Below are 15,879 nucleotides of genomic sequence, written 5' to 3'. Positions count from 1 at the left end.
ACTCATTTTCTATTTTCTTTATAGACTAAAATCCATTTATCATCAATTTTTTTTAAAAAATAAAGTGTCCTATCTCTCCAACTAATTGTTGATTTTTTTGTAAAAACAATTGATTTATTTTTATCTAAGTTATATAATGGTTTAGAAATAGAGAATGATTTTTGAGCAATCTCTCTTTCACTCAAAAAATTATTTTTATGACTGCCATTCAAATTCCATGTAATACTATCAATTATCTTATAGTTAAAAGTATCTTTTAAAAATTCTTCAGCGTCTTTATTTATTCCCTTACCCATGATTATGTAATTATCAGTCTTAATCTCACTTATATTTTGGATTAATTTCCTATTAAAGTCTATAACACTATCATTGGTTTTAACATCTATCTGATTTTTAGCAATAGGTTGGATTACAAAAAACTCCTTATTTCTATCTCCAAAAAAATCTATTACTCTCTTGTTGGATGCGTTATTTATAAAAAATATTGAGTCTTCTATTTTGAAATTATTTTCATTTAAAACAAATTCTAATATTTTATAATCATCAATATGTGTTTTTTCTACACATGATAAAGCGAATAATATGTAGATAAGAAAAAATCCTAAAATATTTTTTTTGTTATTAACAATCATCTCCTAGAGCATTTTCAGTGTTTTCTTGTTCATTATATGTTTTATCTCTAAGGTCTTCTGCTGTGCTATTTCCTGTATTGATTTCCTCCATTGCCGGTGTATGATAAAAAGAACCTTTAACAATATCTGTACAATACTGGTGGTCAATATTGTTCATACCAACACGTTCTGCATATTTGAAAAGAGAATATGACATTTGACCTATGAAATCTACCATGGCTTTATGAGATTCATCTAATGCTATTTGCCCATTTTCTGACGACCTATTTTCTAGGAAAATATCAAAACTTTCTTTTAAAGTAGTATATTGGGGATACTGTGCCAATAAATTACCTTCAAGATAAGAATATATTAATTTTGCATGCACCATTTCATGTATTAATACAAGTGCAATAGAAAGTTTTGTTGGATTATTATTAAGATAATTTTCAGAAACTGTTATAATTATATTATATGTTCCATTATCTATAGCAGTTTGTTCATCAAAATCTGTAGCGGCAAGGGCATTTTCTGGTACATCTTCATCATCCCTGAAAAATAAAGTAACATCTGAATCATAAAAGAATATATTTCTGATATCATTCAAAAGGTTTGTATAGACCCCTTCGCTAGTACCTAGTAAATTATTTTGAATCATTAACCTTGCACAGTCATTGTCAAGATTATTTATACTAATATTTTCATCAAACAGACATGAATCTGTACTATTGCCAGATAAAACACAATCGCAAATATTTTCATTATTCTGTTCTAATAAGCATAATTCATAGTCACTTAATTCACAATCTAGATTTATATCCCCTTCAACAGGTTCTATGCAGGAGTCAGAACTCAAACACCCATCAGCCGTAGAAATCCCAACATCACCTCTTTGGTTCTCACAAGTATCTGGAGGTATTGGTGTGGTATGTGGATTATCATTTGGCTCCATACCGGTGCCTGTTCCACCGCCACCTCCATCTCCTGCATCAATAATAACTGTTGTAGGATCTTCTTGGCAAACCAAAGTAGTTTCTGTCCACATAAACGCTGGTGTACAATTAGGTCCGGCATCATGAGTGTCATCACACTCATTTCCCCAAGACCAACAACAATAGGTATTTGAAACCATTTGACAAAAACGTTGAGCTCTTCCAACACTATTACCAATTGATTCGTACTCAACTGTACCTTGAAATGCTGTTTGGTGATAATCTACATAGTTGTTAAGATACTCTTGAGTTGGCACATAGTTAAGTATAAACTCTTCTTCAGGGTGACCGTTAACATATTTAATTACTAAGTTACTAAAACCAAACTCCGAATGGTTTACCTTTTGTATGGGTAAGGTAAAAGTTGTGCCTAGCGTATCAGAAAATATATAAGCGTCTATATGTTCTAGTAGTGTATAATACACTTCATTTTCGGTACGCAACAATTGCCTAGATTTCGATAATTCAATAGCATAAGATTTAACTTCTGGGAAGTTATTAATATTAGCCCATTGTATAAAATTATTTGTGCCATGTGCTAATGGTGTCCAGTTATTAATTTGCGTTGGCTCCCTTTCACAGGATAGCATCGTATTACCTAATATAAAAATAAGTAGTAGCTTAAAAATTATTTTCTTCATCTAAAATTTGGGATTGATTCAGCGTATTATATTTCAGATTTAAACTCATGTTGTTCTGATGTAATATGTAAAACTAAGTCAAGATGAAGCTTAAAAAATGCGCCATCGTTTTAACGGCGCGTACTATTTGTTAAGCGGACAGAATTGTAGATTTTAGGTAAAAATAATTGGTGCGTCTACTCAATTATTTGTGTAGTTTTTATCAATTGGTATAAAATAAAAAAGCCAATACAACAAAATGTTTATTGGCTTTAAGTGTTTGAATTTTTGTTCTTTAATGCTTAGCATTCTTTTTTAAGACCTCAGGCATTTTGGCTTGAAAACGTCTTAAACGCGGTATGGATACACCTTGTATATATCTTTGATTTGGATGTAGACGTTCATAATTTTGATGGTAAGCTTCAGCTACCCAAAATTTTTGAAACGGATATACCTCTGCTGCAATTTTAGCATTTAACTTTTTGGCTAAAGCCGCTTTCTTTTCTTCAATAATTTTTTTCTGTTCATCATTTTGATAAAAAATGATAGAACGATATTGCGAACCTCGATCTGGACCTTGGCCATTAACCTGTGTAGGATTCTGAGACGCAAAATAGACATCTACTAGTGTTGCAAAACTCACCACGTTTGGGTCGTAAATAATCTCTACAGCCTCTGCATGTCCGGTTCTACCAGTATTACTAGCCTCGTAAGTTGGGTTTTTAGTATAACCGCCAGAGTAGCCACTTATGGATTCTTCTACACCTTCAACGCTTTCGTAAATAGCTTCTACACACCAAAAACAACCACTAGCAAAATAAGCTCTTGCTTTTCCTTTTTTTAGTGGTACTACAACTGGATCAGCATCAATAACTGCCTGTTGTTTCGGGTTAACTTGTGCTTGATTATGACAGCTAAATAATAAGGCTGCGGTTAAAATGTATACTAGTTTTTTCATGGTTCTAATTTTCTTTTTCAATAGACGTATAAAAATACGATTCCTTAACAAGACATTTTTTAAAATTATGCTAAAACAAAAGCCACTGAAATTTCAGTGGCTTTTAAGAATTACTATTGGGTTAATTATTAGCTAAGCTTAGCAAATAACTTTTCCATTTTTTCTTTTTCTTCTTGTGCTAAAACCGCATCCACTAGTATACGACCACTATGCTCATCAGTAATTACTTTTTTACGAGCTGCAATCTCTACTTGTACTTGTGGTGGAATTGTAAAGAACGAACCACCAGAAGCACCTCTTTCGATAGGTACAACTGCAAGGCCATTTTTTACGTTGTTTCTAATGCGTTTGTACGCAACAACTAAACGCTCTTCGATTTTCTTTTGGAATTCTTCAGACTTTTCTATTAAAGCTTTTTCTTCTTTTTCAGTCTCTTTAAGAATCTCGTCTAACTCACTTTTCTTATGCTTTAAGTGCTCAGTACGATCTTTTAATTTATCCTTAGTTTCAGAAATAACTTCTTTCTTCTGCTCAATTTGCGCTTTAAATTCTTTAATGTGTTTTTCAGCTAATTGAATTTCTAATTCTTGGAACTCAATCTCTTTACTTAAAGAATTATACTCTCTGTTATTTCTTACGTTCTTTTGTTGTTCGTTGTATTTGCTGATTAAAGCTTTAGATTCTTCAATTAAGTTTTTCTTAGATTTAATCTCTTGGTCAATGGTTTCAAGATTGTCGTTTAATTTATCTAATCTTGTATTTAGGCCAGCAACATCGTCTTCTAAATCTCTTACTTCTAAAGGAAGTTCACCTCTGATGTTTCTAATTTCGTCTACTCTAGAATCGATAAGTTGTAAATCGTATAATGCTCTTAATCGTTGTTCTACAGTAGCTTCCGCTTTTTTTGCCATAGTTATAAATACTTTACCGGATTTGTATTTGTGTTTGATAAAATGATTGCAAAATTAGTAATTTTTTTTGAGAGATAGTCGACTAAAAACGTTTTTGTGAATTGTTCGCTCTCATAGTGTCCAATATCTGCTAAAACAATTTTATTTTCAGCACTGAAAAAATCATGATATTTAAGGTCTGCAGTAATAAAAACATCAGCACCAGCAGCCTTTGCAGCACCAATTGCAAAACTACCCGAGCCACCTAAAACGGCTACTTTTTTTACGGGTTTGTTTAATAATTTTGAATGCCTTACAACTCCAGCATTCATTTTTTCTTTTACATAGCCCAAAAATTGACGTTCTGATTGCTCGGAATCAAGCTCGCCAATCATACCCATGCCAATTTTTTGATTGGTATTTTCTAATGTGATCACCTCATAAGCGACTTCTTCGTATGGATGGGCATCAAATAACGCTTTTAGAACACTAGATTCTACATGTTTTTTATAGGTAACACTAACCATAGTTTCATCTTCGGTATGGAGCTTTCCTTTTACGCCAATAGTTGGGTTAGATTCATCATTACCTTTATAAGTACCTTTACCTTCTGAATTAAAACTACAAGAAGCGTAGTTGCCAATATCACCAGCTCCAGCTTCGAACAGTTGCGTTCTTAATTCTTCTGCATTCGCCTTAGGAACATAAGTAGTAAGCTTCTTTATAGTCTCTTTTTGTGGAATTAAAATGCGTTTATTTTTAAGCTCAAGCTGATCACAGATAATACTATTAACACCTTGGAAAGCGTTATCGAGCGCAGTATGAATAGCAAAAATTGAAATATTATGTCTTATAGCCTTGATGGCTACACGCTCTACATAGTTTTTACCAGTGAGTTTTTTTAAACCTTTAAAAATGATTGGATGAAAACTCACAATAAGGTTACAGTTTTTCTCAATTGCCTCATCAACCACATCTTCAAGTGTATCAAGCGTTACCAAAACACCAGTAATTTTCTGGTTTTTATCACCTACCAAAAGACCAACATTATCAAAGTCTTCGGCGTAGGCTAGAGGCGCTAAATGGTGTAAATGGTTAATAACATCTTGTACAATCATTGTATATGGGTTTTATCAAATATAAATATATATTACTTTCGTTATCATGAAATGAGCATAAACAAAATTTATTTTTTGTATCAACCCTAAAAATAAATTTTTTTATGTGAAAGCTCTGCGGTTGATTTCAGCAGAAAATTTTTATTTGTTTCATTTTAATGGAATAAAAATTTTGAATAAATGAAAATTCTTAGAATCCTATTGTTTCCTGTTATGCCGATCTACTTTTTTGCAACATGGTTAAGAAATAAACTTTACGATTCTGGGAAGATGACATCAAAATCTTACGATTTCCCTGTGATTTGTGTTGGTAACCTTAGTACAGGTGGTACAGGAAAAACCCCAATGATAGAATACCTCGTAAGATTGCTTTCTAAAGATAAGAAAGTAGCGACTTTAAGTCGTGGATACAAACGTGTCTCTAGTGGTTTTTTGTTGGCAGACCAGTCAGTAAATGTCCATACGCTTGGTGATGAACCTTTTCAGTTTTATCATAAGTTTAATGATGTATATGTTGCAGTTGATGAAAACAGACAAAATGGTATTTCTGAGCTGAGAAGATTAAATCCGCAGCCCGAGGTTATATTATTAGATGATGCGTATCAGCATCGTAAAGTAAAAGCTGGTTTAAATATTCTTCTTACGGCTTATAATAATCTTTATACCAAAGATGTTGTTTTACCTAGTGGAAATTTAAGAGAACCTAGGTCTGGCGCTAAACGAGCCAATATCATTGTAGTTACAAAATGTCCTGAAACTATTTCCGATTCAGAAAAGGAAACCATAGTGAAAGGTATTAAACCAAATTCTAATCAAGAGGTCTTTTTTAGTCACATCAAATATTCTGAAACTATTTTTAGTAATAATGATTCTAAAAACTTATCTGACTTTAAAAATTTTACACTCGTAACAGGCATAGCTAATGCACAACCATTAGTGAAATATTTAGAATCGAAATCTCCTGATTTTGAGCATTTAGAATATGGTGATCATTACAATTTTACACCTAAGGATATAGAAGTATTACAGACAAAAGATAGAATACTTACAACAGAGAAAGATTATATGCGGCTATTTGAAGTAGAAAGCCTACAACGTAAACTTTACTATTTACCTATAGAGCTAATGATAGATAAAACTTCAAGGTTTAATGAGATGATTAAAAGCTTCGTAGAATGAGAATTAACCTGCGACTTCAGTTTTTTCTGAAAGTGCAACAAACAATTTTTTCTCAAATGTATCTTGCTTAAATGGTTTAGAGATGATGTCATCAAAACCAGCTTCTTCAAACTCATGCATTTTGTCCTCAAGAGTTACAGCTGTTAAGGCAAAAATGGTAAGCTCTTTATTAAATCCACGGATGCGTTTAGTAGCTTCTAAACCACTTATTCCTGGCATGTGAATATCCATTAATACAACATTGTATTCAATGTTTCTTACCTTTTCAACGGCATCTTCTCCATTATCAACAATATCACATTCTAGTCCCATTTTATTGAGGATCTTCTTTGTAATCATCTGGTTGATTTTGTTATCCTCAACCACCAAAATTTTAATGTTTTCTATGTCCAATGATTTAATGTTTTCGATGTGTTTACTTTCTTTTTTAACGTCTTCCTTTTGTTTAGGTTCTACGTGCTTTAGAGGGATTTCGAAGAAGAAACTTGTACCTTTCCCGAGTTGACTCTTCAGGTAAATTTTACCATCAAGAATCTTAATTAATCCTTTCACAATAGAAAGTCCTAAACCAGTACCACCATATTTCCTGTTAATCTGAATGGAACCTTGAGAGAAACTTTCGAACATTTGTTCTTGTTTTTCTTTAGAGATGCCAATACCATTATCCTGGATTTCGAAATGCAATTTATAAGTGTCTTTCCTTGATGACTTTTTATTAACTCTTACCCAGATATCACCATCTTTTGTAAACTTAATAGCATTACCAAGCAGATTAATAAGTATCTGTGAAATCTTAAGTTGATCGCCCACATACGTTTGAGGTAATTTATCTTCGTACTCAAAATGAATTTTGGTATTGTTGTCTTTGGCAGAGTTGTTTAAAGCCGCGATGACGTTTTCAATTTTTACTTTAAGATTAAACTCTTCTGGGTCAAGCTCTACCTTATTAGCTTCAATTTTATTTATCTGAAGGATATCATTAATAAACGTTAGAAGGTAATCTCCAGAAAATTTCAAAGATTTAAGATGCGGAATCTGCTTTTCTTTTGGTTCCTCATCTAGTAATAAATTGGTCAATCCTGTAACAGCATAAAGTGGCGTTCTAAGCTCGTGTGTAACAGTTGATAAAAAGTTTGCTTTAGTTTTTGAAGCTAACTCAGCCTTTTCTTTTGCAACAATAAGTTCATCGTTTTTCTTTTGAAGCATATTGTTTGTCCTTAACCTAATGTTGTTGTTCTTGTATAATGAGAGTGTTAACAAGGATAAGATTGTAATCAAGGATATACTCAGAATCGTTGTAATTCTGGCTAGGTTACTGCTTGTCTCTGCTTCTGATACTTGGTCCTCAAGTTGTTTATCTTCTGGATTCAAATTTTTTAGAATCCCTGTTGCTACAAAGTTTTCTTTTTCAGAATTATAAATTGAATCTGTAAGTTTTAGGTGCTTGTTTAAATAATTATTAGCGGATTTAAATTGATTTTTACTTTGGTAAATTTTACTCAATATTAAATAAGCATCATTAATATTATCTGTAGAATTTGCTTCTATTGCAATATCAAGTCCAGATTGTGCTTGATCGAGAGCTAAATTGTAGGCTTCTTTTCTAAAGTAAATGTCAGCATTTTTTAAATAACTGCTACTTAGTACCCGATTTAAATCGTATTTTTTTGCAATAAGTATGGCGCGTTCAAGTCTTTCTTGAGCTACTTCGTCTTTGCTTTGTTTTAGAAAAACCCTAGCTTCATTTAGGTTAACTTCGGCAAGATATTGCTCTGAATTTCTTTCCTGAAGACTTTGTCTGGCATTTGAAAAATATTTTAATGCCGTATCGTACTGTTTTAAGTTGCTATGAATAACTCCTTGAATATTATAGGTTAAGCCAAGGTTAGTATTGTCATTAATTTCTCTCTGAATTTTTATAGCTTTAGACAGCGATGATATAGCCTGCTCTGGTTGATTTAGCAGATATTCGAGTTTAGCTATTTTGGTATGTATTGTACCTTCACTTTTCTTGTTATCAGAAGAAATGGCGACTTCAAGTGCTTTTTTAAGATTATCCTTTGCATTGGTATAATCTCCTCTTTCAGAAAATAGCTTTGCTTGGTCTAGGTTTTGCTGTAGTGCTATTTCTGGTTCTTCTATATCAATTTCTGACTGCGATAGAGCTTCAAAATTGACTAAAAAACATAGAAAAAATAAGAATATGTAAGGTTTAATTTGGGACATTACAATCTATTTATCAAACAAATATAATTATTTATTCGATAAAAGTGTATTTTTTTCCGATAAATTACATATGAGGTCAATTAATCTAGAGCTGTAGCCTGTCTCATTATCGTACCAGCCTATAATTTTTATCATGTTCCCTATTACCGAAGTCATTAATGAATCAAAAATGCAAGAATGTGTATTTCCAACTATATCAATGGATACAATTGGATCTTCAGTATATTGAAGTATGTGTTTTAGCTTACCATTAGCAGCATTTTTAAAAAGACTATTTACTGTTTCAATAGATACCTCTTTTTCAACATTAAAAGTTATATCTGTTAATGACCCATTAGGTACTGGAACTCTTATTCCACAACCGCCTATAACATCAGATAGGTCAGGAAATATTTTTGTAAGTGCTTTTGCGGCTCCAGTAGTTGTAGGTACAATAGATTGTCCCGCAGCTCTAGCACGTCGCAAGTCTCTATGTGGTTGATCATGCAAACTTTGATCTGTGGTATAGCTATGAATAGTAGTTATGTATGCTTGGGTAACAGTAAAGTTTGAGTGAATTAAGTCAAACATCGGAGCAGCATTATTCGTAGTACATGAAGCATTAGAGATTATCTTTTCGTGACCATCCAAAATCTGTTCATTAACACCAAGAACAACTGTCTTTATGCTATCATCAATAGGTGGTACCGATAATACAACCCGTTTGGCACCATTTTTTATGTGATGATTAAGTTGTGCTTTAGTTTTAAATTTACCGGTAGCTTCTAAAACAAAATCTGGTTGAAAAGCAGACCAGTTAATGTTCTCAATTTTAGGCTCGTTTAGCAAAGGAATAGTAGTCTCATCTGCAGTGATACCCTTGTCATTGTGAGATACATTTTTGTTTAAAACACCATGAATACTATCGTATTTTAGTAGGTGGCTTAATGTTTTGGCATCAGCTAAATCATTGATGGCGACAACCTTAATGTTTGGATTATCCAATGCAAGTCTGAAGAATCGCCTACCGATTCGTCCAAAACCATTTATAGCAACAGTAATCATTAATTGATATGCTTTTGAGCTTTATAAGAGGAACGCACTAATGCACTACTTTCAACATGTCTAAACCCTAATTCTAAGCCGATAGATTTGTACTCATCAAATTCTTCAGGATTAATAAAACGTCTAACAGGCAAGTGCTTTTTACTTGGTTGAAGGTATTGACCAATAGTAACAACATCGACATCATTTTCTCTTAAATCATGAAGTGTTTGGATAACTTCTTCACGCGCTTCACCTAAACCAAGCATTATACCAGATTTTGTTCTTCGTTGTCCTTGTTGTTTAAGGTATTTTAAAACACCCATGCTACGATCATATTTTGCTTGTATTCTAACTTCACGAGTAAGTCTTCTAACCGTTTCTATATTGTGCGAAACAACTTCAGGAGCCACATCGATAATACGGTCGATATGTCTTTCAACACCTTGAAAATCTGGAATAAGTGTTTCTAGTGTAGTGTTAGGATTCATGCGCCGTACAGCTTTTACTGTTTCAGCCCACATGATGCTTCCCATGTCTTTTAAATCATCTCTATCAACACTAGTTAAAACAGCATGTTTAATGTCCATGATTTTAATAGAACGTGCTACTTTTTCTGGTTCATCCCAATCTACTGTTTCTGGACGGCCTGTTTTTACCCCACAAAAGCCACAAGAACGTGTACATACGTTACCAAGGATCATGAAAGTAGCGGTGCCTTCTCCCCAACATTCTCCCATATTTGGGCAACTTCCTGAGGTACAAATCGTATTTAATTTGTACTTGTCTACAAGACTTCTTAACTCGGTATATTTTTTACCAGTAGGTAACTTAACTCTAAGCCATTTAGGCTTACGCTCAGGTAATATATTTGAAGCTGTATGTGTTTCCATTGAACGTTAATTTCAATACACAAAGATACGAAGTAAATACTTAAATAATCCTAAAGAATAGTAATATACCAAATGCTAAATCCTAATAGAAAAATAATTCCTAACCAACTTAAAATTTGTAATTTCTGTTTTGGTCGCCATTCTTCAGGAACATGTTTTGAATTGATAAGTTTATAATTTACTATAGCGTAGAAGGGTGCAGTTAAAAAAGATAATACGGTAGCTGTTTTGACTAATGTTCCCAATTCTGAACTTAGAAAAAAGAATATTATTAGTGTGCCAAGAACCAATACAATAAGCCATGAGTTATAGCTGTTTTTTACTTTTGAATAAGACAATAAAGTTGTAGTTCGTTCCATCACTCTAGGTGATGCATCTAGCGTTGTAATTGTAGTACTTAGCATAGTAGTAAAAGCAGCAAGGCCAATAATTATATACGCCCAATCTCCTAAACTCTGAGTATACATTTCTATAAGCTGAGAAGAAAATCCTGCAGCGGTTGTACTCAAAGTTTCTCCAGAATTAAAGAAGACTAAAGCGCCTAAAAGCAAAAATCCTAAACCTAAAATAAGCGTTGTTATATATCCGATATTAAAATCGAAAAGTGCTGTTTTGGTATTAAATTCGGTTTCGTCTTTTTGTTTTTCTATTGACCATAACGAATGCCAAATCGAAATATCTAATGGTGCCGGCATCCAACCCATAAAAGCAATAAGAAAAACCCAGCTTGTTTTTTCTGGAAAAATCTGCTGAAAACTAAGAGTATTTTCGGTATTAAAACCTGATGCAAATACAGCTAGTACAGTCGAAATTGTAAGTGTTAGTATAATAAACTTCATAAGTTTGTCTAACAACTTATAACGACCAATTGTAAGCATTATAGAACACAAAAGTAAAAGGATCACTGTCCATATTTGAACACTGCTTAATGTAAAACTAAAAATAGTTATTGATTGAAATTCGTATATAACAAATGATGCCAAACTAGCAGTTACAATTGTTACTGCAGTTTGTATGGTAAACATGGTAGCTAATGTTAGGATAAAATAAAAGACTAACACCCCTTTACCAAGACGTTTGTATCCATCTATTAAACTTTCTCCAGTAGCCATTGCATACCTTGGTCCAAACTGAAAAAAAGGGTACTTAAATAAGTTAACCAGAACAAGAGCCCAAAGCAAACCTAGTCCAAAATTTGCACCAGCTCTTGTAGATTGCACTAAGTGAGACACACCAATAGCAGCACCAGCAAATAATAATCCGGGTCCTAATTTTTTTAAAAATTTAAACATTTGGGTTAGTAATTATTTGAGCTAATAGTTTTTTTGCACGTAGTAGTTTAACTTTAACATTATTAATGGGTTCATCTAATTCTTTCGAGATGTCCTTATAGCTTAATTCCTGAAAATATCTAAGATTAATAATTTCTTGATAATGCGGTTTAAGTTTTTTGATGTCTTTTAGAAGTTTAGCTAAATTCTGTTCTCTAATAATCTTATCCTCAGGAGTAGGAGACTCATCAGGGATATTGTAAACGATATCGTCGTCATCATTAGAGTGTGTTTTACTATTTATTGAAGACTGATACTTTCGTACCAAATCAATATGTATGTTTTTTGAAATGGTAATTAGCCAAGTTTTAAAAACATACTTGTCATTATAACTATCAATTTTGTCAAAAGCTTTTGAAAATGTTTGAATCGTAATGTCTTCAGCATCATTTTCGTTTTTGGTACGTTTTAGCTGAAAATTATAAATATCATTCCAATAGGTATCTAGTAGAAAATTAAAAGCAGCTTGGTCATTTTGCTTAGCAAGTTCAATAGCTTTCTTTATTTCCAATGTTTTGGTTTTGAAATGAGATTAGCACTAAAGATAGTTAATTGAAATAGAATTAAGAAAATTTCTAAAATGGGTAACAATACAATGAGATCAGATGATTTTAATTTTTTAGCAGATATACCAAGCGAGATCATTTGCAAAAATATCCTAACACCCAAAAGCGTCAGTACAATTTTCCAATGAAATAAAAATGACAATAATAGTAGTGCTAATGACCAAAATAAAAATTGACTTAAAAAATATAAACCAAGCAGAAACTTATGAGCTGGCTTATAATATTTTGCGGTACTTATATGTCGTCGTTTTTGTCTAAACCAATCTCTAAAAGAAGTCTTAGGTTCTGATAATGTAAACCCTTCTTCAGAACAACATAAAGCAGTATTATTTTTATTCGCGACCGTATTGATGAATAAATCATCATCACCAGATTTAATAGTCATATGTTCCTTAAATCCTGAGTTGTTGAAAAATAGTTCTTTTCTGTACGCCAAATTTCTACCAACACCCATGTATGGCAATCCAATTCTTGCATAAGAAAAGTATTGGACAGCAGTTAATAGTGTTTCAAAACGTATAAGTTTATTTAGTAATGAAAATTTTATTTTTTTATGAGCTCCAAATCCCAAAATAATAGACTTTGTATTACTAAAATGGCTGCTCATTTCTTTAATCCAATGCTTGGAATTTGGAATGCAATCGGCATCGGTAAAAAGCAAAAAGTCATGATTTGAAGCTTTTATACCAAGCGTTAAAGCATATTTTTTATTACCCCAAAAATGTTCAATGGGTTTAACATTAACGATACTTATATTTTGGTGTTTAGATGCAAAACTTTCCATGACTTCTAACGTGTCATCGGAAGAATTATCATTAATCAGTATAATTTCAAAGTTGTTATAATCTTGATTAATGATTGTTGGTAAGTTATCTTTTAAGTTTTCGGCTTCATTTTTAGCGCAAATTATGACTGAAATAGGAATATTATTCCGACTTACAGAAGTCTTTTTTTGTAATGCAAAATAATTTAGAAATCCTAAGTAAAAGAAAAATTGTATTACACCAACACCAATGAAACAATAGAAAAGTACGTGTAGTACAGCCATTAAATGCTAAGAATGTTGAGGTTCTGTACAACTGTCAAATTGGTCAGGAGTTTTGCCACAAAAACCACATGCTTCACCATCTTGATTTAACATTGGGTTTTGGCTAGCGCACGTACCTGCAAATTTACCATCTTTTTTAGCCCAAATTTTAATTGCGATTCCGGCAACAGCTAACAATAAAAGCCCAAGGGTTATAAGTAAAAGTTTCATTGCGTGAAAAATGCTTAATTTAAATGCAAAGATACACCTTTTGACTTAGTTACTATTTTAATTAAAGTGACTTTTTCCTCAATAGGTGTGTCCAAAATTTAATATTAACTAACAACAACATATTATGAAAAAATTATTTGCAGAATTTTTTGGAACATTTTGGCTTGTCTTTGGTGGTTGTGGTAGTGCTTTATTTGCTGCTTCAGTAGATTTAGGTATTGGCTATACAGGTGTTGCTTTAGCATTCGGTCTTACAGTATTGACTATGGCTTATGCCGTTGGGCATATCTCTGGAGGACATTTTAACCCAGCCGTTTCTATTGGATTATGGGCAGGTGGAAAGTTTAGTGCTAAAGACTTACCAGGATATATTGCGTCGCAAGTATTAGGAGCAATTGTAGCTGCTTTAGCTTTAAAAGCAATTTTAGCTGATAAAGGTGTTGGTAGCTTTGCTTCTAATGGATATGGTGAGTTATCACCAGAAAATTATGGAATGGTTTCTGTAATTATTGCTGAAGTGATTTTAACTGCGTTCTTTTTATTCATTATTTTAGGAAGTACTAGTGAAAAAGCGCCTAAAGGATTTGCTCCAATTGCTATTGGTTTGGGATTAACACTTATACATTTAATAAGTATCCCTATATCTAATACATCAGTAAATCCAGCGCGTTCAACAAGCCAGGCCTTATTTGCTGATGGTGCTTATTTATCTCAAGTTTGGGTGTTTTGGCTAGCTCCAATTGCAGGTGCAATTATTGCTGGAATAATCTATAAAACACTTTTTGATAAAGACTAATATAAATTCTGTCTAACAAAAAAAGCCCATAAGCAAAGAGCTTATGGGCTATTACATTTATGACAACTATCTAATTGTTTCTAAGTGAAATTTCCGCAACTTCTTCTTCATCAGACGCGTTGGAAGTAGAATCTCTATTTTCAATAACAATACTTAGCGCTAATGCATCTTCAAAATAAGGAATTGGTTTAAGAGTTCTTTGGTAATCTTCAAGATGACCCAAACTTACCATTCTGTCTTCTAATTCCGCCCGTAATTGATAAACCTTGTCTTCAGGAAGTTTAGGTAATGACACAACATCTATCATTGATGTTTTGTCTACTGAGTTTATATATGCGACCGTTTTCAAGTCTTTTGCACGGTCATTACCTTCAAGTAAGTACTTTTTTGAATCAGGATTATTAAGCTTTTGCAGTTCTAATGCTATGGCGTCAAGCTTAGAATTATTTTTTTCTAAATCACCTCTTAAATCAAAAATTTCTTCTACAACAACATCATTCTCGTTTAAAAGTGCTTTGTTTTTTATATAATAATAGGTTGTAGATGCTGCAAAAGCTAAAGCAGTTACACTGGCAGCAATACTGTACCAAGGTGTTTTTCGTCTTGGAAGCTCAATAACTTTAGTATCTTGTTTTGTAGCTTGCAAAATCTTATTCAAACTTCCTAAAGGCGGCTCAACAGCATTTGCTTTGGCTACAATTTCAAGATTAGTTTGCAATATATTATAGGCTTCAGCTGCTTCGCGATAATTTGTTATGAAGTGTTCAGCTTCTAAATTTTCAGCTATAGAGGTATCACCTACTAGATAACGCTCTAATAAGCCAGAGTTTAAAAAAGAATGTAGTTTTTCTTCCATAGTTTTAAATTTTAAAAATCATAGACTTTTCTGAGCTCACGCAAGCCAATTTTTAATCTAGATTTTACAGTTCCTAAAGGTATTTCTAACTCATCACTTGCCTCTTGTTGCGTCATACCTTCAAAAAATAAAGCATTAAGTACGATTTGGTACTTTTCTTCTAATCCAGAAACATGTTCTCTAATGTCAAGGACATCTTGGTTGAGGTTAGTTCCTGGGAGAATATATACGTTAGATTTATCTATTTGGACTTCTTTATGAAAACGGTTATTAAAACTTCTTAATTTATCTATTGCTGTATTTCGCGCAATTCTAAATAACCAAGTAAAGAGTTTTGCTTTTGTTGGATCGTATTTTTGCGCATTTTTCCATACCTTAATAAAGGTTTCTTGCAAAGCATCCTCTGCTATTTCTTCATTCTTTGTAACCTTTAAAATTGCACCATATAGACTGTCTGAATAATTTTCATATAGCAGATTAAGCGCATATTGATCATTGCGCTTTAGTAGTTTTATTATCTGTGTTTCTATAGTACTACTCAATGGTTTTAATTTAGTTTTGG

16 protein-coding genes are annotated in these 15,879 nt (G+C 32.6%); 2 read left to right on the top strand and 14 right to left on the bottom strand.

Annotated features, from left to right (window positions below):
- Positions 1-2: 2 nt before the first annotated feature.
- The 5 genes from ED556_RS11235 to ED556_RS11215 form a co-directional block, all read right to left on the bottom strand.
- A complete protein-coding gene (locus ED556_RS11235; protein ID WP_296323679.1) occupies positions 3-632 on the bottom strand; it encodes a hypothetical protein in 630 nt (209 codons plus the stop codon).
- Positions 622-2,244 (bottom strand): hypothetical protein, encoded by a 1,623-nt coding sequence (locus tag ED556_RS11230; RefSeq protein WP_296323676.1) that lies wholly within the window; start codon positions 2,242-2,244, stop codon positions 622-624. Before ED556_RS11230 ends, ED556_RS11235 begins: the two co-directional genes overlap by 11 nt.
- A gap of 274 nt (positions 2,245-2,518) precedes the next feature.
- Complete coding sequence (gene msrA, locus ED556_RS11225; RefSeq protein WP_296323673.1) at positions 2,519-3,181, bottom strand: peptide-methionine (S)-S-oxide reductase MsrA; 663 nt, start codon at positions 3,179-3,181, stop codon at positions 2,519-2,521.
- A gap of 128 nt (positions 3,182-3,309) precedes the next feature.
- Positions 3,310-4,092 (bottom strand): C4-type zinc ribbon domain-containing protein, encoded by a 783-nt coding sequence (locus ED556_RS11220; RefSeq protein ID WP_296323670.1) that lies wholly within the window; start codon positions 4,090-4,092, stop codon positions 3,310-3,312.
- A 2-nt stretch (positions 4,093-4,094) separates the two neighbouring features.
- Positions 4,095-5,189, bottom strand: a complete 1,095-nt coding sequence (locus ED556_RS11215) for a Nif3-like dinuclear metal center hexameric protein (protein WP_296323667.1) — start codon at positions 5,187-5,189, stop codon at positions 4,095-4,097.
- 180 nt (positions 5,190-5,369) lie between these two features.
- On the opposite strand from ED556_RS11215, the gene lpxK reads away from it, so the two are divergent.
- Complete coding sequence (lpxK, locus tag ED556_RS11210; RefSeq protein WP_296323665.1) at positions 5,370-6,368, top strand: tetraacyldisaccharide 4'-kinase; 999 nt, start codon at positions 5,370-5,372, stop codon at positions 6,366-6,368.
- Between the two features lie 3 nt (positions 6,369-6,371).
- On the opposite strand, the gene ED556_RS11205 is transcribed toward lpxK, so the two are convergent.
- The 7 genes from ED556_RS11205 to ED556_RS11175 are packed head-to-tail and all read right to left on the bottom strand — an operon-like array spanning position 6,372 to position 13,665.
- Positions 6,372-8,594, bottom strand: a complete 2,223-nt coding sequence (locus ED556_RS11205) for an ATP-binding protein (protein WP_296323662.1) — start codon at positions 8,592-8,594, stop codon at positions 6,372-6,374.
- Between the two features lie 27 nt (positions 8,595-8,621).
- Positions 8,622-9,638 carry a type I glyceraldehyde-3-phosphate dehydrogenase gene (gap, locus tag ED556_RS11200; protein WP_296323659.1) on the bottom strand — a complete coding sequence of 339 codons (1,017 nt, stop codon included), beginning with the start codon at positions 9,636-9,638 and terminating at the stop codon, positions 8,622-8,624.
- Entirely contained in the window at positions 9,638-10,510 is an 873-nt protein-coding gene (lipA, locus tag ED556_RS11195; RefSeq protein ID WP_296323657.1) for a lipoyl synthase, read from the bottom strand. The genes gap and lipA overlap by 1 nt, the downstream gene beginning before the upstream one ends.
- A 50-nt stretch (positions 10,511-10,560) precedes the next feature.
- The gene (locus ED556_RS11190; RefSeq protein WP_296323654.1) at positions 10,561-11,802 is read right to left on the bottom strand and encodes a divalent metal cation transporter; all 1,242 of its coding nucleotides are present in this window, start codon (positions 11,800-11,802) and stop codon (positions 10,561-10,563) included.
- Positions 11,795-12,352 carry a sigma-70 family RNA polymerase sigma factor gene (locus ED556_RS11185; protein WP_296323651.1) on the bottom strand — a complete coding sequence of 186 codons (558 nt, stop codon included), beginning with the start codon at positions 12,350-12,352 and terminating at the stop codon, positions 11,795-11,797. The genes ED556_RS11190 and ED556_RS11185 overlap by 8 nt, the downstream gene beginning before the upstream one ends.
- Positions 12,343-13,455, bottom strand: coding sequence for a glycosyltransferase (locus ED556_RS11180; RefSeq protein WP_296323648.1), 1,113 nt, complete (start codon positions 13,453-13,455; stop codon positions 12,343-12,345). The genes ED556_RS11185 and ED556_RS11180 overlap by 10 nt, the downstream gene beginning before the upstream one ends.
- A gap of 6 nt (positions 13,456-13,461) precedes the next feature.
- Positions 13,462-13,665 carry a membrane or secreted protein gene (locus tag ED556_RS11175; RefSeq protein WP_296323644.1) on the bottom strand — a complete coding sequence of 68 codons (204 nt, stop codon included), beginning with the start codon at positions 13,663-13,665 and terminating at the stop codon, positions 13,462-13,464.
- Between the two features lie 124 nt (positions 13,666-13,789).
- Between ED556_RS11175 and aqpZ the strand changes: the two genes are divergently transcribed.
- On the top strand, positions 13,790-14,461 hold the full coding sequence (gene aqpZ / locus ED556_RS11170) for an aquaporin Z (RefSeq protein ID WP_296323640.1): 672 nt from the start codon (positions 13,790-13,792) through the stop codon (positions 14,459-14,461).
- 70 nt (positions 14,462-14,531) lie between these two features.
- On the opposite strand, the gene ED556_RS11165 is transcribed toward aqpZ, so the two are convergent.
- Together ED556_RS11165 and ED556_RS11160 are read right to left on the bottom strand one after the other, a co-directional pair.
- Complete coding sequence (locus tag ED556_RS11165; protein ID WP_296323638.1) at positions 14,532-15,317, bottom strand: RNA polymerase subunit sigma-70; 786 nt, start codon at positions 15,315-15,317, stop codon at positions 14,532-14,534.
- Positions 15,318-15,328: 11 nt separating this feature from the next.
- Positions 15,329-15,859, bottom strand: coding sequence for an RNA polymerase sigma factor (locus ED556_RS11160; RefSeq protein WP_296323634.1), 531 nt, complete (start codon positions 15,857-15,859; stop codon positions 15,329-15,331).
- Positions 15,860-15,879: the final 20 nt, after the last annotated feature.

The organism is Winogradskyella sp. (assembly GCF_003712105.1).
GTDB lineage: Bacteria > Bacteroidota > Bacteroidia > Flavobacteriales > Flavobacteriaceae > Winogradskyella.
This window is presented reverse-complemented; position numbering and strand designations above follow the sequence as displayed.